General features: G+C 72.6%; 17 protein-coding genes, 1 tRNA gene and 1 riboswitch. Of the genes, 9 read left to right on the top strand and 9 right to left on the bottom strand.

Annotated elements, in window-relative coordinates; genetic code table 11:
- Window positions 1-236 precede the first annotated feature (236 nt).
- Together E5N76_RS26345 and E5N76_RS26350 are read right to left on the bottom strand one after the other, a co-directional pair.
- Window positions 237-536 carry an RNA-binding S4 domain-containing protein gene (locus tag E5N76_RS26345; RefSeq protein WP_149540822.1) on the bottom strand — a complete coding sequence of 100 codons (300 nt, stop codon included), beginning with the start codon at window positions 534-536 and terminating at the stop codon, window positions 237-239.
- Between the two features lie 23 nt (window positions 537-559).
- The gene (locus E5N76_RS26350) at window positions 560-3,676 is read right to left on the bottom strand and encodes a helicase-related protein (protein ID WP_149540824.1); all 3,117 of its coding nucleotides are present in this window, start codon (window positions 3,674-3,676) and stop codon (window positions 560-562) included.
- 198 nt (window positions 3,677-3,874) lie between these two features.
- Between E5N76_RS26350 and E5N76_RS26355 the strand changes: the two genes are divergently transcribed.
- The 6 genes from E5N76_RS26355 to E5N76_RS26380 all read left to right on the top strand — a co-directional run bounded on the left by E5N76_RS26355 (window position 3,875) and on the right by E5N76_RS26380 (window position 9,307).
- Window positions 3,875-4,612 carry an FkbM family methyltransferase gene (locus E5N76_RS26355; RefSeq protein WP_187830423.1) on the top strand — a complete coding sequence of 246 codons (738 nt, stop codon included), beginning with the start codon at window positions 3,875-3,877 and terminating at the stop codon, window positions 4,610-4,612.
- A gap of 9 nt (window positions 4,613-4,621) precedes the next feature.
- Window positions 4,622-5,749, top strand: coding sequence for an MFS transporter (locus E5N76_RS26360; RefSeq protein WP_149540828.1), 1,128 nt, complete (start codon window positions 4,622-4,624; stop codon window positions 5,747-5,749).
- A 238-nt stretch (window positions 5,750-5,987) separates the two neighbouring features.
- Window positions 5,988-7,196 (top strand): SAM-dependent methyltransferase, encoded by a 1,209-nt coding sequence (locus E5N76_RS26365; RefSeq protein WP_149540830.1) that lies wholly within the window; start codon window positions 5,988-5,990, stop codon window positions 7,194-7,196.
- Window positions 7,197-7,277: 81 nt separating this feature from the next.
- Window positions 7,278-7,352: transfer RNA gene (locus E5N76_RS26370), tRNA-Thr, on the top strand.
- A 680-nt stretch (window positions 7,353-8,032) separates the two neighbouring features.
- Window positions 8,033-8,824 (top strand): enoyl-ACP reductase FabI, encoded by a 792-nt coding sequence (gene fabI / locus E5N76_RS26375; RefSeq protein WP_149540832.1) that lies wholly within the window; start codon window positions 8,033-8,035, stop codon window positions 8,822-8,824.
- 24 nt (window positions 8,825-8,848) lie between these two features.
- Window positions 8,849-9,307 (top strand): hypothetical protein, encoded by a 459-nt coding sequence (locus tag E5N76_RS26380; RefSeq protein WP_149540834.1) that lies wholly within the window; start codon window positions 8,849-8,851, stop codon window positions 9,305-9,307.
- Window positions 9,308-9,361: 54 nt separating this feature from the next.
- Here the strand turns inward: E5N76_RS26380 and E5N76_RS26385 are convergent, their stop codons facing one another.
- Window positions 9,362-10,414, bottom strand: a complete 1,053-nt coding sequence (locus E5N76_RS26385) for an ABC transporter substrate-binding protein (protein WP_187830424.1) — start codon at window positions 10,412-10,414, stop codon at window positions 9,362-9,364.
- Window positions 10,415-10,742: 328 nt separating this feature from the next.
- Here E5N76_RS26385 and E5N76_RS26390 point away from each other — a divergent pair, with 328 nt between their 5' ends.
- Window positions 10,743-11,798 (top strand): glycosyltransferase family 4 protein, encoded by a 1,056-nt coding sequence (locus E5N76_RS26390; protein ID WP_149540838.1) that lies wholly within the window; start codon window positions 10,743-10,745, stop codon window positions 11,796-11,798.
- Here the strand turns inward: E5N76_RS26390 and E5N76_RS26395 are convergent.
- Window positions 11,782-12,456, bottom strand: a complete 675-nt coding sequence (locus E5N76_RS26395; protein WP_187830425.1) for a YjbF family lipoprotein — start codon at window positions 12,454-12,456, stop codon at window positions 11,782-11,784. The genes E5N76_RS26390 and E5N76_RS26395 overlap by 17 nt on opposite strands.
- Before the next feature lie 240 nt (window positions 12,457-12,696).
- Window positions 12,697-13,035: riboswitch (cobalamin riboswitch) on the top strand.
- Between the two features lie 62 nt (window positions 13,036-13,097).
- Here E5N76_RS26395 and metE point away from each other — a divergent pair.
- Window positions 13,098-15,416 carry a 5-methyltetrahydropteroyltriglutamate--homocysteine S-methyltransferase gene (metE, locus tag E5N76_RS26400; RefSeq protein ID WP_149540842.1) on the top strand — a complete coding sequence of 773 codons (2,319 nt, stop codon included), beginning with the start codon at window positions 13,098-13,100 and terminating at the stop codon, window positions 15,414-15,416.
- A 191-nt stretch (window positions 15,417-15,607) separates the two neighbouring features.
- Here metE and E5N76_RS26405 read toward each other — a convergent pair whose 3' ends face one another.
- From E5N76_RS26405 to E5N76_RS26425, 5 genes are all read right to left on the bottom strand, one after another.
- Window positions 15,608-17,647, bottom strand: a complete 2,040-nt coding sequence (locus E5N76_RS26405) for a TRAP transporter permease (protein WP_149540844.1) — start codon at window positions 17,645-17,647, stop codon at window positions 15,608-15,610.
- A gap of 62 nt (window positions 17,648-17,709) precedes the next feature.
- Entirely contained in the window at window positions 17,710-19,236 is a 1,527-nt protein-coding gene (locus tag E5N76_RS26410) for an OprO/OprP family phosphate-selective porin (RefSeq protein ID WP_149540846.1), read from the bottom strand.
- A 929-nt stretch (window positions 19,237-20,165) separates the two neighbouring features.
- Window positions 20,166-21,185 carry an enoyl-CoA hydratase/isomerase family protein gene (locus tag E5N76_RS26415; protein WP_149540848.1) on the bottom strand — a complete coding sequence of 340 codons (1,020 nt, stop codon included), beginning with the start codon at window positions 21,183-21,185 and terminating at the stop codon, window positions 20,166-20,168.
- 44 nt (window positions 21,186-21,229) lie between these two features.
- Window positions 21,230-21,664 (bottom strand): hypothetical protein, encoded by a 435-nt coding sequence (locus E5N76_RS26420; protein WP_149540850.1) that lies wholly within the window; start codon window positions 21,662-21,664, stop codon window positions 21,230-21,232.
- Window position 21,665: 1 nt separating this feature from the next.
- Window positions 21,666-22,022 (bottom strand): DUF883 family protein, encoded by a 357-nt coding sequence (locus E5N76_RS26425; RefSeq protein ID WP_149540852.1) that lies wholly within the window; start codon window positions 22,020-22,022, stop codon window positions 21,666-21,668.
- A 110-nt stretch (window positions 22,023-22,132) separates the two neighbouring features.
- On the opposite strand from E5N76_RS26425, the gene E5N76_RS26430 reads away from it, so the two are divergent.
- The gene (locus tag E5N76_RS26430; RefSeq protein WP_149540854.1) at window positions 22,133-23,185 is read left to right on the top strand and encodes a TOBE domain-containing protein; all 1,053 of its coding nucleotides are present in this window, start codon (window positions 22,133-22,135) and stop codon (window positions 23,183-23,185) included.
- The last annotated feature ends 165 nt before the right edge of the window (window positions 23,186-23,350 follow it).

The raw sequence follows: 23,350 nt of genomic DNA on the forward strand, positions 1-23,350 counted from the left end.
CGCGATGCAGGCGATGATCGCGCTGGTCGGCGCCAGCCGGTGAGCAACTCGTACCCGCGGCCCTGATCGCTGACCCGTGCAAGGCGCCCTCCGGCGCTGCCTGCACGGCCTTATGCCGGTCAGCCCGTTGGCATCACACCGGGGGCCGGGGAAGCCTTCCCTCCGGCAGGCATTGGCGGCACTGCCGCCAACGGGCAGCGCCCCTGGTGAGGGCATGGGCGCGAAGCCCCCATCACCTACTCCTCCGCCGAAAGATCCTCGTAGAGCAGCCGCGCCTCCGGCGCCGGCCCCCGCCGGTCCCCCAGCCCCACCACGCGCCAGATCTTCACTACCCCCCGATCCGCGGAGCCGAGCGCCAGGGTCAGCACATCCCCCGGCCGCAGCCTGGCATGCGCCTTCTGCGTCGGCTGCCGGTTGATCCGCACCGCGCCGGCCTCGATCAGTTTCGCGCAGGCGCTGCGGGTGCGCGCCACCCGGGCGCACCACAGCCACAGATCCAGGCGCTGCCAGTCCCGATCCTCGCCCGGCGCCGCCACGGTTCAGCCAGGCCCGGGCCGCATCAGGTGCCGGACCGCAGCTTGAGCTGGGCCAGGACGGCGAAGGGCGAATCCGGATCCGGCCCGGAGGGCGCCGCCGGCTTGGCGGCGGGCGGCGGGCCGCGATCCTCGTCGCGCCGCGGCGGGCGGTCCGGGCGGCCTTCGCCGCGCGGGTAGCGGGGGCCCTCGCCGCGCGGCGGGCGGGGCCCGTCCTTGCCGCGATTCTTGTCCCCGCCCTTCCAGGGCGCGCCGGGGCCGCGGGCTTCCATCACCACCGGCCGGCGCCGCATCTCCTGCGGGATGGGCGGGCCGTAGAAGATCATCTCCGGGCTGTTCGGCGGCGGCAGCGGGGGCAGGGGCGGCAGGACATTCTCCGGCCGCTCCCGCGCCTCGCGCGGCGGGCGCCGGTCGAAATCCCGGTTGCCGAAGTCGCGGTTGCGCTCGCGGTCCCGCGGCGGGCGGCCGTCCTGCGGCCGGGGCCCCTCATGCCGGCGGCCGTCCTGGCGCTGGTCGGGGCGGCCCTCATGCCGCGGCGGGCGCTCGCCGCCCTGGTGTTCCGCCCGGCGCTCGCCCTGGTAGCGCTCCCCGTCCGGCCGGCGGGCTTCGCCGTGGCGCGGGCCGCCATGGCGCTGCCCGTCCCGCGGGCCCTGGCCCTGGCGCGGGCCGCGATGATGCTGCGGCCGCGGCTGGGCCACGCGCAGCGGCGTCGGCGGGCCGTACTGGCCTTCCTCCAGCGGCACCGGCTCCAGCAGCCGGAAGCCGAGCGCCGAGAGCGCCACCCCCAGCATATCCGCCTTCACCCCCAGCCGGCTGGCGAGGTCGGGCGGCGGCGGCGCCGGGGCGCGGCGGGTCAGGTAGGCCAGTTCGCCGGCGATCCGCTCCGCCACGTCCAGCCGCAGCAGCACCGGCCCGGCCGGCAGCCAGCCCATGGCCTGGGCGAAGCCGGAAGGCCAGCCGGCCGGCGGCGGCGGGTTCGCCTCGCCTTCCGCCGCCTCGCGGAGCTGCAGCGCCACCAGCCCGGGGGCGGGCAGGGCCGGCGTCTCGATATTGCGGATCAGCGACCAGATCTGCGCGCGCAGCGCCATGGCGCGCGGCTTCAGCGCCTCCGGCACGAACAGCGCATAGCGCCCGGCCCGCACGCCGATCGCCTTCAGCTTCTGCCGCAGATCGGGCGGCACCGTGCCATCCGTATTGCCCGGCGCCAGGCCGAGCGATTCGCGGAGCTGATAGGCCGGGCCGCGCAGCGCGCCCTCCGCCTCCGCCTTGGCCTCCACCGTGGTGAGGATGGCCAGCTCGCGGGCGATCAGCCCCTCGACATATTTCGCCAGCCGGGCCCGCACCCTCTCCCGCTGCGCGCCGTCGAGGAATTCGGAGGGGAGCACCTCCACCTGCGGCTTGGAGGGCTCGGGCCCGGGGCGCAGCCGGGCGATCTCCGCCACGCTGCCATGGCTGTTCCAGGTGATGCGGTGATGGGGCGTCAGGCCGAAGGCCTCGTCCTTCGCCGTCTCCACCGCGGCGACGCGGCGGGGCATCTCCTCCTTCAGCGCCAGCCGGGCGGCGCGGAGGATGAGCTTGCGCTGCTCCTCCGTCTCCGCCTCCGCCTCCGGGTGGAAGAGGAAGCCGGAGACCTTGCCGACCGGATGGCCTTCCACCACCACCTCGCCCTGGCGGGTGACGGCGGAGACCAGCTCCTCGCCCTCCACCTCCTCCAGCCGGCGGATCAGATGCGCGGCGCGGCGATCGACGAAGCGCGCCGTCAGCCGCTCGTGCAGCGCGTCGCTGACGGCATCCTCGGCCTTGCGCGCCTCGGCCTGGAAGCTCGCCGCATCGCGCGTCCAGTCGGCGCGGGCGGCGATGTAGGACCAGACGCGGATATTGGCGAGCCGCGCCATCAGCGTGTCGAGATCGCCCTCGGTGTTGCCGCATTGCGCGATCTGGCCGGCCACCCAATCGTCCGGCAGGGCGCCGTCCTCCGCCAGGTGGCGGAAGATGCGGCCGCAGAGCCGCATATGGCTGTCATCCGCCAGCTTGCGGAAATCCGGCACCTGGCAGGCTTCCCACAGCAGGGCGACGCGGCTGCGGCCGGCGGCCAGGGCGCGGATCTCGCCCTCGCGCGCCAGCATGGACAGGGTGATGTGGTCGTCCGCGTCATGCCCCTTGCTGAGGCCGGGCTGCGGCGGCGGCGCCGCCAGGCTGTCCAGCAGCGCATCGACGCTGGTGAAATCCAGCTCGCTGTTGCGCCAGGCGAGGGTCTGCAGCGTCTCGAAGTGGTGGCCCTCGATCTTCTCGACCATCTCCTCCGGCAAGGGCGGGCACTCGCCCGTGGTGCCGAAGGTGCCGTCGCGCATGCCGCGGCCGGCGCGGCCGGCGATCTGCGCGGCTTCCTGCGCCGTCAGTATCCGCGCCACATGGCCGTCGAATTTCTGCAGGGCGGCGAAGGCCACATGGTCCACATCCATGTTCAGCCCCATCCCGATGGCGTCCGTCGCCACCAGGAAATCGACCTCCCGGTTCTGATAGAGCGCCACCTGGGCGTTGCGGGTGCGGGGCGAGAGCCGCCCCATCACCACGGCGCAGCCGCCGCGGCGGCGGCGGATTGCCTCGGCGATGGCATAGACCTCCGCCGCGCTGAAGGCGACGACGGCGGAGCGCGGCGGCAGCCGCGTCAGCTTCTGCGGCCCGGCATGGGTGAGCTGGGAGAGGCGCGGCCGCGTCTCCACCTCCGCCTGCGGCACCAGGCGCTGCAGCAGCGGGCGGATCGTCTCGGCGCCGAGAAACATGGTCTCCACCATGCCGCGGGCATTCAGCAGCCGGTCGGTAAAGACATGTCCGCGATCTGGGTCGGCGCAGAGCTGGATCTCGTCCACCGCGACGAATTCCGCGCGGCGGTCGAGCGGCATGGCCTCCACCGTGCAGGCGAACCACTTCGCCTCGGGCGGGATGATCTTTTCCTCGCCGGTGATCAGGGCGACGTGCTTCTCGCCCTTGGCGGCCACCATGCGGTCGTAATTCTCGCGCGCCAGCAGGCGCAGCGGGAAGCCGATGATGCCGCTGCTGTGCGCCAGCAGGCGGGTGATCGCCAGATGGGTCTTGCCGGTATTGGTCGGGCCCAGCACGGCCTTCACACGGGCGTCAAACATCATGGGGGTGGGGGCTCGGCATGATGGCGCCATGCATGGGCCGGGACGCGCGGCTTGGCAAGCGTTCAGGCATCGGCGCGGCGGCGCGGCGGCGGCACCGGCGCGTGCGGCGCGGCCATGCCGGCGGAATTCCGCCGGACCCGGCCGGTAGGGCGGCGCCCTCATGCCGGTGGCGGAAGGGAGGAAACATGGTATCCCATGCCGGTGAACGCCGCCGCGCCCTGCCCGCCGCCTGCCGAATGGTTCCGCTTCCGCCTGACCTGGTCCTGGGTCGAGCATGTGTGGAAATCCGTCATCCTCCACGATCACGCCGTGCTGCGGCCGCTGCTGCAGGAGCTGCTGCCGGAGGATGGCGTCGCCATCGATATCGGCGCGCATGGCGGGCAGGTGACCTGGCTGCTGGCAGCGCTGACGCCGCGCGGCCAGGTGGTGGCGGTGGAGCCCAGCAGCTACGCGCGCGCCGTGCTGCGCGCCGCGCTGGCGCTGCGGCCGCGGCGCAATGTGCTGGTGGTGGCGGCGGCGCTCGGCACGGCGGCCTCGCTCGGCGTGCTGGCGACGCCGGTGAAGCGCGCCGGCGCCATGGGCTACGGCCTCGCCAGCCTGGCCCCCGACCCCGCCCGGGCGGTGGTGCGGGAGGTGGTGCCGATCGTCACCCTGGATGCGCTGGCGGCGGCGCTGGGGCTGACGCGGCTGGATGTCCTCAAGCTGGATGTCGAGGGGCATGAGGGGGCGGTGCTGGCCGGGGCGGAGGCGGTGCTGGCCCGGTTCCGCCCGGCCATCCTGCTGGAGATCGACGATGCGCGGCTGCGCCGGGCCGGTGGCTCCGCCGCCCAGCTCCGCGCTTTCCTGGCGGCGCGGGGCTATGCCGGGCAGCCGCTGCGGGCCGGCACGGCGGCGGAGGCCGATGGCGACTGGCTGTACCGCCCGGCCGCCTGACCCGCTGCCGTGACCGCCGGGGTGCCCGCCCGCTTCGCCCTGGTCTTCGCCGCGCAATTCGTGGCGCCGGGCATGCTGCTGCCCTTCCTGCCCGCGGTGCTGGCCGGGCATGGGCTGGGGGCGACGGAGATCGCCACGGTGCTGGCGGCCGCCTCCGCCGTGCGGCTGGTGGCGGCGCCGGCGGTGGGGCGGGGCACGGATGGCTGGGCGGATGCGCGCGGCGTGCTGCTGCTGGCCGCCGCCGGCGCCACCTGCACCGTCACCGGCTACGCGCTGGGCCAGGGCTTCGCCGCGCTGCTGCTGCATGCGCTGCTGCATGCGCTGGTCACCGCGCCGGTGATGCCGCTTTCCGATGCGCTGGCGGTCTCCGCCTCCCGCCATTTCGGCTTCGATTACGGGCGGGTGCGCTCGGCGGGCTCGGCCAGCTTCATCCTGGCGGCGGTCGGGGCCGGGCTGGCGGTGCAGACGCTGGGCGTGACCAGCGTGATCTGGCTGGCCGCCGCCGCCTATGCCTGCACCGCGCTGGCGGTCGCCCGCCTGCCGCGCCTGGCGGCGGGCAGGGGTGGCGGGGGCGGGCTGGCGGCCCCCTTCGCCGATGCCGCCTTCCGCCGCCTGCTGCCGCTTTCGGCGCTGGTCCAGGGCAGCCATGCGCTGGTCTATGGCTTCGGCACGCTGCACTGGCAGGCGGCGGGGCATTCCCCCGCCATGGTCGGGCTGCTCTGGGCGGAAGGGGTGATGGCGGAGGTGGTGCTGTTCCTCTGCGGCGGCCGGCTGGTGGCGCGGCTGGGTCCGGCCCGGCTGGCGGCGCTGGCGGCCGGGGCAGGGGTGCTGCGCTGGGGGCTGCTGGCGGAAACGACATGGCTGCCTGCCTTGGCCCTGGCCCAGCTCCTCCATGCCCTGACCTTCGGCGCCATGCATCTGGCGGCGATGCGGGTGCTGGGCGCGCTGCCCCCCGGCCAGGCGGCACGGGCGCAGACGCTGCATGCCTCGCTGGGGGTGGGGCTGGCCTCCGGGGTGCTGACCTTCCTCGCCGGGCCGCTCTACGCCGCCTGGGGCGGGGCGGGGTTCTGGGCCATGGCGGCGCTCTGCGCCCTGGCCCTACCGCTCAGCCTCAGGCTGCAGGCGGCGCTGCGCTGAGGGCATGGGCGCCCTGCCCCTGGGGCATGGACGCCCGGCCCTTGTAACCGCTTCTCGCGCGGCAACTTTACCGTAACCTGATGGGAACAGCGGCGCCCCGCCGCCCGTTTGCCGATAGCGGCCGATGCCGGCCGGCGGCGGCGCGGCCGGGCGCCGGGAAAAGGGCGGAATCTCCGGTGCCACGGGCCGGCAGGGCTGCGGCACCCGTGAGGCCTCCGCCGCTGCGGAGCCGTGAGGAATGCTGCTGCACCTTGCCCTGACCCGACTGATCCGCACCGGCACCCTGACCGTGCGCTACCCGGACGGCGCCGAGCGCCGCTATGGCGGCGGCCCCGGCCCGGCGGGCGGCATGCACATCACCGACTGGCAGGCGGCGCGGCGCCTGGCGCTGGACCCCAACCTGGCGGGCGGCGAGCTCTATATGGAAGGCCGGCTGGTGCCGATGGAGGGCGGGCTCTACGGGGTGATCGAGGTCTGCATGGTGAACCTCGAGACCCAGGACACGCCGACGACCTGGCTGCTGGAATGGGGGCGGCGGCTGCTGCGGCGCCTGGCGCAGTACAACCCGGCCGGCCGGGCGCGGCGCAACGTGGCGCATCACTACGATCTCGACTCGCGGTTGTTCCGGCTTATCCTCGATGCCGACCAGCAATATTCCTGCGCCTACTTCCCGACGGGGCGGGAGACGCTGGAGGAGGCGCAGGCGGCGAAGAAGCGGCATATCGCCGCCAAGCTCTGCCTGGACCGGCCGGGGCTGGAGGTGCTCGACATCGGCAGCGGCTGGGGGGGCATGGCGCTGACCCTGGCGCGGGACTGGGGGGCGCGGGTCACCGGCCTCACCCTCAGCACGGAGCAATTGGAAGTGGCGCGTGCCCGGGCGGCGGCGGCGGGGCTGGCGGAGCAGGTGCGGTTCGAGCTGCTGGATTACCGCGCCTGGCAGAAGCCGGTCGACCGTATCGTTTCCGTCGGCATGTTCGAGCATGTGGGCATCGGCCATTACCCCGGCTTCTTCCAGGTGGTGCGGCGGGCGCTGCGGCCGGACGGGGTGGCGCTGGTCCATGCCATCGGCCGGACCTCCGGGCCTGCCTACACCAATCCCTGGCTGGCGAAATACATCTTTCCCGGCGGCTATTCCCCGGCCCTGTCCGAGGTGCTGCCGGCGGTGGAGCGCAGCGGGCTGTGGGTGACGGACCTGGAGATCCTGCGGCTGCATTATGCCGAGACGCTGCGGCATTGGCGCCGCCGCTTCGCCGCGCAGCGGGAGACGATCCGGGCGATGTATGATGAGCGCTTCTGCCGGATGTTCGAATTCTACCTGGCGGGGAGCGAGCTGGCCTTCCGCCGGTCCGACCACATGGTGTGGCAGATGCAGTTGGCGCGGGACCGGGTGGCGGTGCCGCTGACGCGGGACTACATCAGCGCGGCGGAGCGGGCGGCGGTGGGGTAGCGCGGCGAGGGGTGGCATGGAGGTTGCCCTGGCGGGGCAGGGCGTGTATCCACCCGGCGCCTGGGCGCCCCCTGGGGGCCTGCCGACATAGCTCAGCGGTAGAGCAACTGATTCGTAATCAGTAGGTCCGCGGTTCAAATCCGCGTGTCGGCACCACTCCCGGCAGGACGTTGGGCTGCGGCGCGAAGGCGTCGGAACTTTCTCCAATTACCTTCCAGTGCGCGTCTTCCATGGCTGGCGTTCTCGCTTGGCGAGACCGCTGGCTCGGATCGCGGCGAGGGGGGGCCCGCCACGGGCGGCGTGCTAGCCGTCGCATCCGCTGCGCGCGCCGTCCCGCGTCCATCGGTCCGCCCGTCACCTTCCGTATCTGCCCGCCAAACGCCACCGCCTCGGCCGGCCGGAGCGCCTTCGCGCCTCCTGGGAACCCGCTGCTGTCGCTTGATGGGGCGCCTTTCACTCGCCCGCATGGCCTGCTCCGGCTAGAGCAGATCGCCGGAGGGCGGCATCGCCCGGAGGCGTGAATCTGCCCTACAATCCATAAGCTAGAGCGGTTTCGCGCTGCACAGTCAGCGTGAAACCGCTCTAGGTTTCACGCAAGCGAGGTGGCGCGCCGGGAAGCGCCCGCCAAGCTGCGCCGCATGAAGGTGCTGGACCCGCCCACGCTATTCCTCAACAGGGGCAGGCCGGCATGGCGGCGCTGCGTGGCGGCCGGCGCGACGGCGCTGCCGGGGCAGGCGGGCGCGGCCCGCGCCACGCCCCCACCGCCACGCTCCACCGCGCCCCTCGCATCGCCTCGCCCTGCCGCCTGGCGCCGGCAGGCGGAAAGGACCGAAGCCATGACGGAGCAGCCCAAGGACAGCCTCCCCGCCATCCTCGCCGGCCGCAAGGCGCTGGTGGTCGGCATCGCCAATGAGTCCTCCATCGCCTGGGGCTGCGCCCAGGCCCTGCGCCAGGCCGGCGCCGAGATCGCCGTGACCTATCTGAACGAGAAGGCCCGGCCGCATGTCGAGCCCCTCGCCCGGCGCCTGGAGGCACCCATCCTCATGCCGCTCGAGGTGCGCGACGCGGCGCAGACGGACGCGCTGTTCGAGCGCATCGGTGCCGAATGGGGCCGGCTGGACGTGCTGATCCACTCCATCGCCTTCGCGCCGAAGGAGGCGCTGCACGGCCGCGTGGTGGACTGCCCGCGCGACGGCTTCCTCGCCGCCATGGAGGTCTCCTGCTGGTCCTTCCTCGACCTCGCGCGCCGCGCCGAGCCGTTGATGCGGGAGGGCGGGACGATGCTGACGATGAGCTATCTCGGCGCCACCGAGGTGGTGGAGAATTACGGCGTCATGGGCCCGGTGAAGGCGGCGCTGGAATCCGCCGTCCGCTACTTGGCGGCCGAACTCGGCCCGCGCGGCATCCGCGTGCATGCGATCAGCCCCGGTCCGCTCGCCACCCGCGCCGCTTCCGGCATCCGCGATTTCGACGCGCTGATGCAGCGCGTCTCCGCCCGCGCCCCGGCACGGCGGCTGGTGACCATCGAGGAGGTCGGCGCCGCCTGCGCCTTCCTCGCCAGCCCCTACGGCGCCGCGATGACCGGGGAGACGCTGTTCATCGATGGCGGCTACAACATCCTGGCGTGACGCGCCGGCGAAGGAGGGAAGAGCATGCCGACACTGTCCGGCCACGACCTGAGCGCCGCTTCCGTCTGGACCTACATCACGCAGAAGCGGGAAGCGGCGGCGGCGGCGCAGCGCAGCCATGCGGCGGCGCTGAAGGCGGAGCGGGAAAAGCTGCACGCCGCCTTCCTGGAACGCGAGCTGGCGCCGGACTGGAAGGAGCGCGTCGCCGCCATGGTGCAGCGCGCGGTGGATGCCGGGGAGAAGGAGGTGCTGCTCTTCCATTTCCCCTCCGACTGGCTGCCGGACCAGGGCCGCGCCATCACCAATGGCGACAGCGACTGGCACGAGAAGCTGGAGGGCTTCGCGCGGCGCGCCTATGACGCCTATGCGAAGGAGCTGGCGCCGAAGGGCTTCCATCTGAAGGCGCAGATCATCGACTGGCCGGGCGGCATGCCGGGCGATGTCGGCTTCATCCTGCGCTGGCCGACGCCGGAAGAGGCATAAGGCCCTGCCCTGCGGCGCCGCCTGCCCGGCGCCTGGGGCAGCGGGCTTCCTCGTTCAGTACTTCGCCGCCGCCGCCGCGATGGCCTCCCGGTCGAAATCGTTCACCGCCTCGACGAAGCGGTTGGTCCAGGCGCTCTCCAGGTCGAAATCGGCGGGCAGGTTGCCGGCCTCCCGCAGCATCCCGGCCAGGCGCTGCCACAGCGCCGGCCGCATCTCGCCGAACCGCGCCCCCGGTTCCAGCCCGTAGCGGATGAAGCGGGAGAGGAAGACATGCTTCGCGTCCCGCATGATCTGCGCCTCGTCGCCCGTGCTGGGCTTGGTCTGCGGGTACATGCGCCAATGGATGCGGATCGCCGCCTCGGGATTCGCCATGCCGAAGCTCACGCCCTTGGCGATGCCGCGGCACATCTTCACCACCAGCTCGGGAGTCTTCTCCACCACCTCCTCCCGCGTCGCGACGCAGAGGCCGAAGAGGTCCGGGTAGTAGCTCGGCTTGAACTCCACGAACTCCATGCCGCGGCTTTCGAGGCCCGCCACCGCCGTGTCCCAGGCCATGTAGCCGGCGATGTCGCCGCGCCGCAGCGCCAGCAGCACGGGCGCGCCGGTGCCGACGGCGACGCGGGTGATGTCCTTGTCGATGTCCAGGCCCACCTCCCGGAAGGCGCCGGTGCCGTAGGGATCCGGCCCGATCACCGGCACGCCGATCGTCTTGCCCTTCAACTGCGCCAGGCTGGTGATGCCGGCGGCTTTCGGCACCACGATCATCGAGATGGGCTGCCGCGCATGCAGGTATACGGCCTTGATCGGCAACCCGCGGGCGCGGGCCATCAGAATGTCGTCGCCGCTGAGCCCGACGAAATCCACCCGCCCGGCGCTGAGGAGCTGCACGCCGGCAGTGCTGCCGGCGATGCCGAAGATGTCGACATCCAGCCCTTCCTCGCGCCAGTAGCCCAGCGCGGAGGGCAGGGAGGTATGGCCGGCATGGCCGGTGGAGATGTCCGTGGTGGTCGGGCCGTAGCTGGTCTTCATCAGGGCCTGCGCCATGGCGCCGGAAAGCCCGAGCCCCGCCGCCGGCAGGGCCGCCACGAGAGTCCTGCGATGGATCACGCCCTGTCTCCCCTGCTGTCCCGGGGCGGCATGGTCCACGCGGCCGCCATGGCGGCCAGGGCAGCAATTCGCATGCCACGGCACCTGGCCTGGGATGCGGTGCGGCCCGTACCGCTGGCGGGGTAGAGCCCGATAGGGTGGCGCGAACCGCACCGCCACCGGTCGGCCGGTTCGCCCGCGGGTCTGAAGCTCAGACCGGGGTCCGGGGACCGGTCCGGTCCCCGGCGGGAGTGCAGAGGGCAGCGCCCTCTGCCGGGGGCCTGGGGGCGGAGCCCCCATCCTCGCCTGACTTGCCCGTCGCCCCCGCTTCCGCCAAACCCCGCGGCGCATGACGTTCGCTGCCTTCCTTCAGCACCTGGCCTTCGCGCTTTGCCTGGCCGGGCTTTCCGCCACCGCGGTGCGGGCGATGATCGCCTTCCCGATCCTCGACCACCCCAATGCCCGCTCCGCCCACACCCGTCCCACCCCAAGGGGCGGCGGCGTCGGCGTGGTGCTGGCCTTCATCGCCGGCATGCTGGTGCTCTACCTCGCCGCCGATTTCGCCCGGCTGGCGGAGCGGCAATTCCTCGGCGTCATCGCCGCCGCCATCGCCATTGCCGGCGTGGCGCTGGTGGACGACATGCGCACCCTTTCCGCCCGGCTGCGCTTCGCCTGCCAGGTGGCGGCGGCGCTGGTGGCGATCGGCAGCGGGCTCACCCTCTCGCGCATCGCCATCCCCTATGTCGGCTATGCCGAGCTGGGGGTGCTCGGCCCGGTGCTGACCCTCCTCTGGATCCTCGGCTGCACCAATGCGGTGAATTTCATGGACGGGCTGGACGGGCTGGTGGGCGGCACGCTCTTCATCGCCTGCGCCGCGCTGGCCGCCATCGCCGCGGTTTCGGGCGGCTGGTTCGTCTATGCCGCGGCGCTGTTCCTGGCGGCGGGCTTCGCCGGCTTCCTGCCCTTCAACCTGCACCCGGCGCGCATCTTCATGGGCGATGTCGGCAGCCAATTCGCCGGCTTCATGCTGGCGGTGCTGGCCGTCGCCGCCGCGCGCTTCGATGCCACCCAGGTCAGCTTCCTGATCGTGCCGCTGCTGCTCTTCGGCCTGCTCTGGGACGCGGCCTTCACTTTGGCGCGGCGGGCGGCGATGGGCGACCGGGTGGGGGCGCCGCACCGCACCCACCTGTACCAGATGGCGCAGCGCAGCGGCCTGCCCGTACGCGCCGTGGCGGCCACGCATTGGGGCTTCGCGCTGTTCCAGGCCGGGCTGGCGGCCTGGTTCCTCACCCCGCCGGGCACGCTGAAGCCGCTGGTGGTGCTGCCGGCGCTGGCGCTGCAACTGGCCTGGACGCTCTGCGTCGCCCTGCTGGTGCGGCGGGCGGGGCTTAGCTGGCGGGGGTGAAGGTGAATTCCAGCGCCAGGGCGGGCACTTCGGCGCCGACCCATTGCTCGGCGCGCAGCACCTGGCCATCCGCCGCCGTCACCCAGTAGCGGTTGGTGAAGCGCCCCTCGCCGGCGGTGCGGCAGCGTTCGGTCACCAGCAGCACTTCCGGGTTCTCCTCGGTCGGCTTGCCCTGCAGCCGGCATTCGACGGAAACGCCGAAGCGCATCCCCTCCGGCTCTCGGTTCGCGCGCATGAGGTCCACCATCCGCCGCGCCTGCACCGCCGGGCCGAGCAGGCTGCCCGGCGCCTCCAGCGGGTCCGGCCCGTCGAAGCGGGTGGCCACCAGCATGTCCCCGAGGCCGGAGGTGGCGACCACCCGCCCGCCATCCGTCGCGATGACGATGCCGGAGGGGGTGCGCCAGAGCCGCCTGGTGCCCAGCTCCTGCAGCAGCACGGCATGGTAGGCGCGGCGCCCGACCCAGACCCGGATCACCCGGTTGCCATTGGCCGAGACCTGCTCCTCCTCCGTGGGGAAGGGCAGGCGCTGGGCGACATCCTGCCAACTGACATCCGGGAGGACATTGCCGAGCCTGGGCAGGCCCGGCCAGTCCTGCGACGCGCTGCCGCAGCCGAGCAGCGGCAGGAGACAGGCCAGCAGGGCGAGGCGCGCAGGCATTGGCGCGAATGGTAAACGAAACGCTAGGGAATTGGCCAGCGGTGATGCGGGTTCGCCCGTTGGCGGCAGTGCTGCCCCGGCACGGGCCGCTGCCCGCATCGAACGCATGTGTTCGATCCCCCGCCGGGAGGGTGGACCACCCGGACCGGTGGGAGTTTGGCCGCGTAGGTTGAACCTGGAACCCGGTCCAAAGGCGCCGCGGCGATGCGGGGCGGTGCTTGCTCACTACATCATATAAGCATATGCTTATATGGCGTTGGTCCCGCGCGAGCGGGTGAAAAGGGAACGCCGTGCGGGCAACGGGGGCCGACCCCCGAAGCTCCAGTCGGCGGCTGCCCCAGCAACTGTCGGCGGGAAGAGGCCGGCCCGGGCTGCCCCCAAAGGGGCAGCGCCACTGCGCGATCCATCGCGCGGGAAGGCAGGGCCAGCTTCGCAGGGTGGGGGGCGTGATCGCCGAAGGGCGCGATTCACGTCACCAGACGAGCCTGGAAGGCACGGCGTGCGCGCAGGCGAACGCGGCGCCTCCCGGCCGGCCCGGCACCCGCAAGCCAGGAGACCTGCCGGCGCCGCGCACCCCGCCCCGCGGGGGCGTGCCACCCTGACGGCCGGGCTGGGCGCACCGGGCGACGGAGAGCTGACACATGACCATCGCCAGCACCCTGGGCTATCCCCGCATCGGCCGGCGGCGCGAATTGAAGGCCGCGCTCGAATCCTACTGGTCCGGGCAGTCCGACGAGGCCGCGCTGCTCGCCGCCGCCGCCAGGCTGCGCGAAGCCGCCCGCACCCGCCAGCAGGGCAGCGGCATCAGCCACATCCCCTCCGGCGATTTCGCCCTCTACGACCATGTGCTGGAAACCGCGCTGGCCTTCGGCGCCATCCCGCCCGGCTATGGCTGGGACGGGGAAGGGCCGGCGAGCCTCGCCACCCTCTTCGCCCTGGCCCGCGGCGCGCGCGGCACGGCGGCGGAGCGCGCGGCCGGCATCGCGCCGGAGGCCCCGGCCCTCGAGATGACCAAGTGGTTCGACACGAACTACCACTATCTGGTCCCCCGCCTCGGCCCCGATACGCAATTCCGCCTGGTGCAGGACCGCTGGACGGAGGCGCTGCGTGAGGGGCTGGCCGCCGGCACCCGCACCCGCCCGGTGGTGCTCGGCCCCGTCTCCTTCCTGCTGCTCGCCAAGGGGGCGGAGGGCACCGCGCCGCTTGCCCTGCTGCCCAGGCTGCTGCCGGCCTATGCGGCGCTGCTGCGGAACCTGGCGGAGGCCGGCGCCGCCTGGGTGCAGCTCGACGAGCCCTGCCTGGTCACCGACCTGCCCCCAGGCGCGGCGGAGTCCTACCGCACCGCCTACCGCGCCCTGGCCGAGGCGGCACCCGGGCTCGGCCTGCTGCTCGCCACCTATTTCGGCGGGCTGGAGGAGAACCTGCCCCTGGCCGCCGCCCTGCCGGTCACCGGGCTGCATCTCGATCTGGCGCGGGCGCCGGAGCAGCTTGCCCCGGCGCTCGAGGTGCTGCCGCGGGATCGCTGGCTCTCGCTCGGCTTGGTGGATGGGCGGAATGTCTGGCGCACCGATCTGCGCGCGGCGCTCGGCCTGGCGCGGCAGGCGGCCGAGGCGGGCTTCGGCCAGCGGCTGATGGTCGGCCCTTCCTGCTCCCTGCTGCATGTGCCGCACAGCCTGGCGGAGGAGACGGCGCTGGACCCCACGCTGAAGCGCCGCCTCGCCTTCGCCGAGGAGAAGCTGGCGGAGATCGCCCTGCTGGCGAAGGGCGTGACGGAGGGCGATGCCGCCATCGCCGCCGCCCTGGCCGAGAGCGACGCCGCGGTGGCCGCCGCGCGCCAGGACGCAAGGCTGCACGACCCCGCCGTCGCCGCCCGCCTGGCGGCGGTGACGCCGGAAATGGAGCGGCGCGAAAGCCCCTATGCCGAGCGCGCCAAGGCGCAGCAGGCACGGCTGAAGCTGCCGCCCCTGCCCGTCACCACCATCGGCTCCTTCCCCCAGACCGCCGAGGTGCGGGCGCTGCGGGCGAAGCTGGCGCGCGGCGAGATCACCACCGCGGAGCATGATGCGGGCCTTGCCCGGCTGACCGAGGCAGCGGTGCGCTGGCAGGACGAGATCGGCGTGGACGTGCCCGTCCATGGCGAGTTCGAGCGCAACGACATGGTGAAGTACTTCGCCGAGCAGCTCGCCGGCTATGCCTTCACCAAGCATGGCTGGGTGCAGAGCTATGGCAGCCGCTGCGTCGCGCCGCCCATCCTGTGGGGCGACGTGGCGCGGCCGGCGCCGATGACGGTGCGCTGGGCCGCCTACGCCCAGTCCCTGACGCAGCTTCCGATGAAGGGCATGCTCACCGGCCCGGTGACCATGCTGCAATGGTCCTTCGTCCGCACCGACATCCCGCGCGAGGCGGTGTGCCGGCAGATCGCGCTGGCGATCCGCGACGAGGTGGCGGATCTGCAGGCCTCCGGCATCGCGATCATCCAGATCGACGAGCCGGCCTTCCGCGAAGGGCTGCCGCTGCGCCGCGCGGCGCAGCCGGCGTATCTGCGCTGGGCCACGGCCTGCTTCCGCCTGGCGGCGAGCGTCGCGGCGGATGCGACGCAGATCCACACCCACATGTGCTACAGCGAGTTCAACGACATCATCGCCCATATCGCGGCGATGGATGCGGACGTGATCTCCATCGAGACCGCGCGCAGCGACATGGAGCTGCTGCGGGCCTTCGCCGAATTCGACTACCCGAACGCGATCGGGCCAGGGGTGTGGGACATCCACAGCCCGCGCGTGCCGGGGGCGGAGGAAATGGCGGGGCTGCTGCGCCGCGCGGCGGCGCGGGTGCCGGTGGAGCGGCTCTGGGTGAACCCGGATTGCGGCTGCAAGACGCGCGGCTGGGCGGAGGTGCGGCCGGCGGTGGAGAACCTGGTGCACGCGGCGCGGCGGCTGCGGGCGGAGGCGGTGGGGTAAGGAAAAAAGGAAGAATGGGGGCTCTGCCCCCATGCCCCCGCCGGGGAGGGGACCCCTCCCCGGACCCCGGTGTGCGTTTTGCGGTTGAACCGTCGGGTCTGAAGCTCAGACCGGGGTCCGGGGCCAGGTCCTGGCCCCGGCGGGGTGCAGGGGCAGAGCCCCTGCTGGGGGTTCGGGGGCGAAGCCCCCGCCTACTCCGCCGGTGCCGCTCTTCCCCCTCGCCATTGCAGCGCCAGCAGCACGGCGCCCAGTGCCAGCCCCAGCCAGTGCGGCGCCGGCAGCGCGTCGCCGAAGCTGCCTTCCACCAGCGCCGGGAACACCATCAGCAGCCCGGCGATGCCGAGCCCCGCGCGCTCCCACCTCGCCAGCGCCCGCCGCGCGTAGCCCTGGCAGGCCGCCGCCATCGCCGCCAGCCCGGCCGCCGCCAGCAGGATCTGCCACAGCACGTCGCCCCAGCCCATGCCCGGCTTGAAGGCTAGCAGCAGCCCTACCCCATCGGGGTCGGTGACGAAGACGAAGGGCAGCACGAAGGCCGGCAGCGTGTATTTCCAGGCCTGCAGCGTGGTGCGGTAGGGACCCGCCCCGGTGATCGCCGCCGCGGCGAAGGGCGAGAGCGCGGTGGGCGGCGAGACCTCGCTGAGCACCGCATAGTAGAAGACGAACATATGCGCCGCGTAGTCCGGCACGCCGAGTTTTATGAGTGCCGGCGCCGCCACCACGGCGCAGATGATGTAGCTGGCCGTCACCGGCACGGCCAATCCCACGACCCAGACGATCAGCGCCGTGTACAGCGCCGTCACCACCAGCGACCCGCCCGCCGCCTGGATGGCGATCTCGCTGAATTTCAGCCCCAGCCCCGTCAGGGTGATGACGCCGACGATGATGCCCGCGCAGGCGCAGGTGGCGGCGATGCCCACGGATTGCACCGCGCCGGCGGCCAGCGCCTCCACCAGCCGCTTCGGCCACAGCGCGCTCTCCCGCCGCAGGAAGGAGAGCAGCACCGCCACCACCATGGCGTAGAGCACGGAGAGCGTCGGCGAATAGCCGAGCACCATGAAGACGACGATGGCGACGAGCGAGGAGAAGTGGAAGCCGTATTTCTTGGTCAGCGCCCAGGCGCCCTCGGTGACGATGGCCTCGCCGCTCCGGCCCGCCCCTGGGCCCGCCGCGCCGATCCGCCGCTGGTCCAGCTCCACCATGAAGAGCAGGGAGGCGTAGTAGAGCACGGTCGGCACCGCCGCCATGCGCAGCACTTCCAGATAGCCGATCTTGAGATACTCGGCGATCAGGAAGGCCGCCGCCCCCAGTACGGGGGGCGAGATGATGGCGCCGAGCCCGCCCGCGGCCAGCAGCCCGCCCGCATCGTCCGGCCGGTAGCCGACGCGCCGCATCATCGGCCAGGCGACGGTGCCGAGCGTCACCGTGGTGGCGACGCCCGAGCCCGAGGGCCCGCCGAGCAGGAAGGAGGACAGCACCACCGTCCGCCCCGCCGAGCTCGCCCGCCCGCCGGTGGCGGCGAAGGAGAAATCGACGAAGAATTTCCCGGCGCCCGACATCTGCAGGATGGCGCCGTAGATGGTGAAGAGGATGATCAGGCTGGCCGAGACATCCACGGCCGTGCCGAAGATGCCGTCCAGCGTGATGGTCAGGTGCGGGATCAGCCGCTCGGTATCATAGCCCTGATGCTGCCAGGGCGGCGGCAGATGGTTGCCGAAGAAGGCGTAGAGCATGAAGCAGCCGGCCACCACCGGCATCACCCAGCCGGTCGCCCGCCGCGCCACCTCCAGCACCAGCACCACCAGGATCCAGCCGACGACCAGATCCTGGTATTCCGGGAAGACGTAGCGGTCGATCAGGGGCTCCGTGCCGATCGCATCGCCGCCCCAGAGCAGGTACCAGGTGACGTAGAGGGCGGCCGCGATCAGCAGCACGTCCCAGGGCATCAGCCGGTGCCGCCAGCGCCGCGCCACGGGGAACAGCAGGAAGCCGAGCCCCATCGCGAAGCCGACATGGACGAAGCGCAAGGTCGTCGTCGGCACGATGTCCCAGGCGGCCCAGAGATGGAACAGCGCCATGGCCAAGGCGAGGCCGGTGCCCAGCCAGCCCAGCCAGCCGGAGAAGCGGTTCTGTGCCCCCTCCTCCTCCTCGATCAGCGCCTCGACGCGCTTCGCGGTACTATCGTCCAGCGCCCCCTTGGGCACTTCAGGCGGCAGGCTGGGTGTTGGATTCATCTGGACGTCTCTTCGGGCGGGGCGGCCGCGGAAGGCCGCCCCTTATCCCAAACCCGTCCGATTCAAAAGGCCAGCTGGGTCCTGAGCGCCAGGGTGTGGAAGCGCTGGCCGATCTGCGTGGTGCCGGCGGCATTCAGCCGGTCCACGTTCACGATGTCCCAGTTCAGCACGAAGCGGAGGTAATTGGTCGGATACCAGGAGAGCGAGGTCCCGATCACCTCCTGCCGCCCGCCGAAGACGCCGCCGGTCAGGCTCTGCGGCTGGCCGCGTGACACCTTGTCGTTCAGGTCGATGACGCTGTAGCGGGCCGCCAGCTCCCAGGCGCCGGGGCCGCCGCCGGCGAAGCTGAAGGGCTGCGCCGGGTTGGGCCGGCTGAAGGCGCCGTTCGAGGTGCTGTAGCCGTGCCGTTCGCCGGTGATCACCCAGCTCGCCTCGACATAGCCGCCCTCGAAGGTCAGGTCGGGGCGCGGCGCGGCGCCGGCATCGGATTGCTGCACGCCGATCTGGTAGTATTCGCCCATGAGCAGGAAGTTGCGCCAGCGGGCACCGAACTCGCCGCCGACCACATAGGCGCTGTCGGCCGGCAGGCTGCCGGTGTCGATCAGGCGGTTCTGGTCGATCCGCATCTCCACCCGGTCCCGGAGCTGCAGGGTCTGGCCGCTGGACTGCCGGCGGATGTCGAAGGCGTAGGAGCCGGAGACGCCGAGATGCACATCGACGTCCGGGGTGGCCACGGGCCGGCCGGCGACGCGGCCGACGAAGCCGGTCTGGCCGCGCACCGTCTGGCTGCTGTTGGTGCCGTAGGCGTCGCCGGTCAGGGCGGCGGCGGCGAAGAAGCGGTTCTGGGCCCAGCGCACGGCGAGGGAGGAGCGGGAATCGCCGGCCGAGATGCTGCGGGCGACCTCGACGATGCTCGGCCGCTCCAGCATCAGGAAGTCGTTGGAGCTGACCGAGTCATAGAGGGTGATGTAGGGCTTGTAGTAGCCGAGGGTCAGGGTCAGCGGGCGGATCGGGTTCCAGTTGAAATTCGCCTCGTACAGCGTCGGCGTGCCGTCCGGCGAGCCGCCGAAATCCGGCGTGACGTTCAGGGTCACGTCATCGAAGCGGAAGGTGAAGGGGATCCGGGCGCGGCGCAGGTTCTGGCCGAAGGAGTTGATGTCCGGCACGCCGCGGTTGTTCGGCGTGCCCGGGGCGCCGCGGATGGCGCCGCCGACATCCCACTGCACCTGGCCGCCGATGGAGGCCTGGAAGCGGCCATCGGCCGAGGTGAAGGTGGGGCGGCCGCCCGGCATGGAGAGGCGTACCTGGTCCGCGGCGGGCGCCGGGGCGGGCGCCGGCACGGTGGCGGCCTGCTGGCGGGCGGCGGCGGCGTCGGTGCGGGCGCGCGCGGCTTCCTCGCGCGCCGCGCGGGTCTCGGCTTCCCGCGCTGCGGATTCCCGGCGCAGCCGGGCGAGTTCGCCCTGCAGGGCGCGGATCTGCTGCTCGATGGATTGCAGCCGCGCGGCGTCCTGGGCGAAGGCTGGCGAGGACAGCAGGGCGAGCCCCGCCGCCGTCAGCAGCAGCCAGGCCCTGGTATTCACATGTGGCATCGACACAGGGGCTCCCCGTTGTGTGAGGTCCCCGGAAATCGCCAGACAACGCCGGCGGAGACTATGGATGAAAGGATGACATTGCACTCCTGGCACGGATTGCCCAGGTTTTCATCCCAGTGTCATCCTAAAGGCGGTGGTTTTCTCAAGTCAGCCTTGCGCTCTGCGCATGAGGAATTCTTGGAAGGACGATTGTCCAAGAAATTCGTTGCCATGGGCGAGGGGACCAGCGGCGGGATCATCTGTCCCATCCGGGACCAGTACTATGACAGTTCGGCGAGGCGGAGATGCAGCACGTGGCGCGGCCATGCCCGGGGCAGGCTGGCGGCCCCGTGGCGCCGCCGGGAGGGCAGCGCCGCCATGTCCTCGGCAGGGCTGGGCGCGCGGCGCCCCGGCCGCGTCCGGTCCTCTTCCCCGGCGCGTCCGCGGCGTCCGGCGCGTGATGCTCGCTTTCGCTGACGCCGCACGTCAGGCTTCGGTTGTCGCAACCTGGAGCGGTCCGGCCCTGAGCAGCGCCACGCCGACCATGCCGGCGTGACGCCGCCCCGGCCCATCACCCTGGCGCGGTTCGAATCGCCGGGCGATTCCGCCCGGCCTGACATGCTCCAGTGTCCTGCCCGCGAAGTTCGCTGGATTTTCCAGCGACCGCAGCGGACTAGCAGGTCACTGAAAACAACAGCCAGTGTCCCGATTCCAAAGTCCGCAGGACTGCGGAATCGGGATACTAGAGCGTCTTCACGCTGACTGCGCAGCGTGAAGACGCTCTATCTTATTGATGATAGAGCAGATTCACGCCTCCGGGCGATGCCGCCTTCCGGCGATCTGCTCTAGAGCGGGGCGGTTGAGCTGCGCTCACCCGCCCCGCTCTAGCTCATTGTTCGGTCGCGTGATTCACGGTTTCAGTCGATTCGACCTCAACCGATCACGCTCTAGCCCCGGAACAGCGCCTCGATCGCCGCCGGGTCCAGCTCCTCCACCCTCGCCGGCGTCCAGCTCGGCGTGCCGTCCTTGTCCACCAGCACGCTGCGCACGCCCTCGCGGAAATCCGGGTGCTTGTTCACCACGCTGCGGGTCAGGGCCAGCTCCATCGCCAGGCATTCATCCAGCGAGGCGCCGGCGCCCCGCCGCAGCAGCAGCAGGGAAACGGCGAGGCTGGTGGGCGACATGCGCCGCAGCACCTTCACCTGCTCCGCCGCCCACGCCGTGCCCTCGGCCTCCAGCGCCGCCAGGATGCCGGCGACGCTGTCCTGGGAGAAGCAGCGGTCGATCGCCGCGCGGTGCGGCGCGAAGCTGGCCTCCGGCGGGGTTTCGGTGAATTGCGCCACCACCGCCGGGTCGCCGCCCAGCAGCGCCTGCCGCAGCGCCGGCAGCTTCGCCCGCTGCACGAAATGCGTGGCGAGCCCCGCCGCCACCGCATCCCCGCCGCGCAACCGGGCGCCGGTCAGGGCCAGCCAGGTGCCGATGGCGCCGGGCAGGCGGGGCAGGGAATAGCTGGTGCCGACATCGGGGAAGAGGGCGATCGCTGTCTCCGGCATCGCCATCAGCGCATGCTCCGTCACCACCCGCGGCGCGCCATGGATGGAAACCCCGATGCCGCCGCCCATGCAGACGCCGTCGATGAGGGAGATCCAGGGCTTGCCGAACAGGGCGATGCCCCGGTTCACCGCATATTCCTCGGCGAAGAAGGCCTCGATGGCGGCGGTGTCCCCGGCGATGGCGAATTCCCGGATGCGGCGGACATCGCCGCCGGCGCAGAACGCCTTGCCGCCGGCGCCCTCCAGCAGCACCAGCTGCACCGCCGGATCGTCCTTCCAGGCGTCCAGCGCCGCCTGGAAGCCGCGAATCATCTCCAGGTCCAACGCGTTCAGCGTCTTCGGCCGGTTCATCAGCAGGGTGCCGGCGGCGCCCTCCAGCCGGGTGACCAGGGTAGGCTCGGCGGTCTCGCTCATCGGGCGGCGTCCCCTCTCGCTATCCGAGGGGATCGCCTAACCCGCTAGCGCCGCGTGAGCAACCCGACCACCGCCGCCGTCACCGCGGCGCCGATCAGCCCCTTCTTCGCCGACTGGCTCTTCAGCAGGGGGGCGAGCAGGGCGGCGCGCGTCGCCTGGTCGCCGATCTGCTGCAGCGCATCGTCCCGCACCCGGGCGGCGCCGAGCGCCACCGGATCCTCCACCCCGCGGGCGGCAAGCCAGCCCAGCACCGCCAGCACCACCAGGTCGAACACCGCGAGGATCAGCGCGGCGGCGATGCCGCTGCGGCCTTCCGCCAGCCAGATCAGTGCCGCCACATGCAGCATGACCAGCAGCATCAGCGCGAAGGCGGCGGCGGCAAGGCCGAGCGCTGCCTGAATGGCGTAGCCGCGGCCCATCCGCCGCCAGCGCAGCCCTTCCGCCTGCGCCGCCACCCGGAGAAGCCGGAAGAATTGCATCTCAGCGCTGGTCGCGCGGATAGACGTAGGTGTTCCCGCCCATCAGCCGGCCGATCAGGTAACCGCCCACCGCCGCCACCGCGACGGCGAGCAGCGGCCGTTCCCGCACCGTCTCGCTCAGCGCGTCGGCGCGCTCCTCGATACTGGCGCGGGCGCGCTCGGCGTAATCCTGCACCTGGTCGGCGGCGCCGGCCAGGGCGGGCGTCACCCGTTCCGCCATCAGCTTCTCCACCTGGGCGCGGAGCTTCGCCAGCTCCTCCCGCGCATCGTCGCCCACCCGGGCGGCGCCTTCCTTCGCCTGGTCCTTCAATTTGCGGGCATCCTGGGAGAGGTCGTTGGCGGCGCTGCTGCTGCTCATCGAGACGGCTCCTTGCGTTGGGGTAACCTTGCCGTTGCAACGCCGCCCGGCCTTGCCGGGTTCCGCCGGATGCGCTGACTGCAAGCCGGGCGGCAGGGGAGCGTGCTACCATGCAGGATACAGCGCCGGTGCTGGAGGTGGAAGGGCTCGGCCTGCCGGGGGCAGGGCTGCGGGCGCTGGATCTGCGGCTGGGCGCGGGGGAGGTGGTGGCGCTGCTCGGCGCCGGGGCCGGGGCGGTGCTGGCGGTGCTGGCCGGCCAGGCGAGGGCTGCGGCGGGGCGGGTGCGGCTGCCGGGCGGGCCGCCCGGGCTGCTGCCGCCGCCGGCGGCGCTGTTCCGCAACCGCACGGTGCTGGAGAATCTGGCGCCCGGCCTGGCCGGCTGGCCGGCGGCGGAACGGCCCGCCCGGGCGGCACGGCTGCTGGCCCGGACCGGGCTGGAGGGGCAGGAGGGCAAGCGCCCGCCCCAGCTCAGCCCGGCGCAGCAGCTTCGGCTGTGCCTGGCGCGGGCGCTGGCGCCCGGCCCGGCGCTGCTGCTGCTGGACGATCCGCTGGCCGGGCTGGACCCCGGCCCGCGCCGCGCCCTGGCGCTGGAATGGCGCAGCCTGTTCCGCCGCCTGGGCCAGGCGGTGCTGCTGACCACGCCGGAAGGGGCGGAGGCGATGGCGCTGGCCGGGCGGCTGCTGGTGCTGGAGGCCGGCGAGGTGGTGCAGGAGGGCCCGCCCCAGGCGCTGTATGACGCGCCGGCCACCGCCTTCGTCGCCGGGCTGATCGGCGAGAACAACCGCCTGCCTGGCACCGTGCTGGCGCTGGAGGAGGATATGGCCCGGGTGAGGCTGGATTGCGGGCCGGAGCTGGAGGCGCGGCTGGCCGATGCCGGCGGCCCGGGCAGCCGCTGCATCGTCGCGGTGCGGCCGGAGAAGGTGGCGGTGGCGGCCATGTCCGCCGAGGAGCTGGGGGAGGGCGCCCTGCCGGCCAGCCTGCAGGAGGTGGTCTTCCTGGGGCCGGAGGTCCGGCTGGTGCTGGGGGTGGGGGAGGGCGGGGTGCTGGTGGCCCGGCGGCCGCCGGGCGGGCGGCTGCCGCGGGTGGGCGGCCCGGCCGCCGTCGCCTGGGATGCCTATGCTGCCTTCGCCTACCGCGAGACCCCCATGATCTTATCCCCATGACGACATCCCCATGACGTTGCTGCGCAACGTCATGGGGGCCCCTGGAGGGGCTGGGCGAGCGGCGCGTCGCACGGCCTGAAGCGGCAAAGCCGCGGCAGGGCAGCAGGCGATCCGGTTCGCAGCGCCGCCACCAGCCCCGGCGGCAGGAGGCTCGGTGCGGGCGAC

Source organism: Siccirubricoccus phaeus, assembly GCF_008360935.1.
Classification (GTDB): Bacteria; Pseudomonadota; Alphaproteobacteria; order Acetobacterales; family Acetobacteraceae; genus Siccirubricoccus; species Siccirubricoccus phaeus.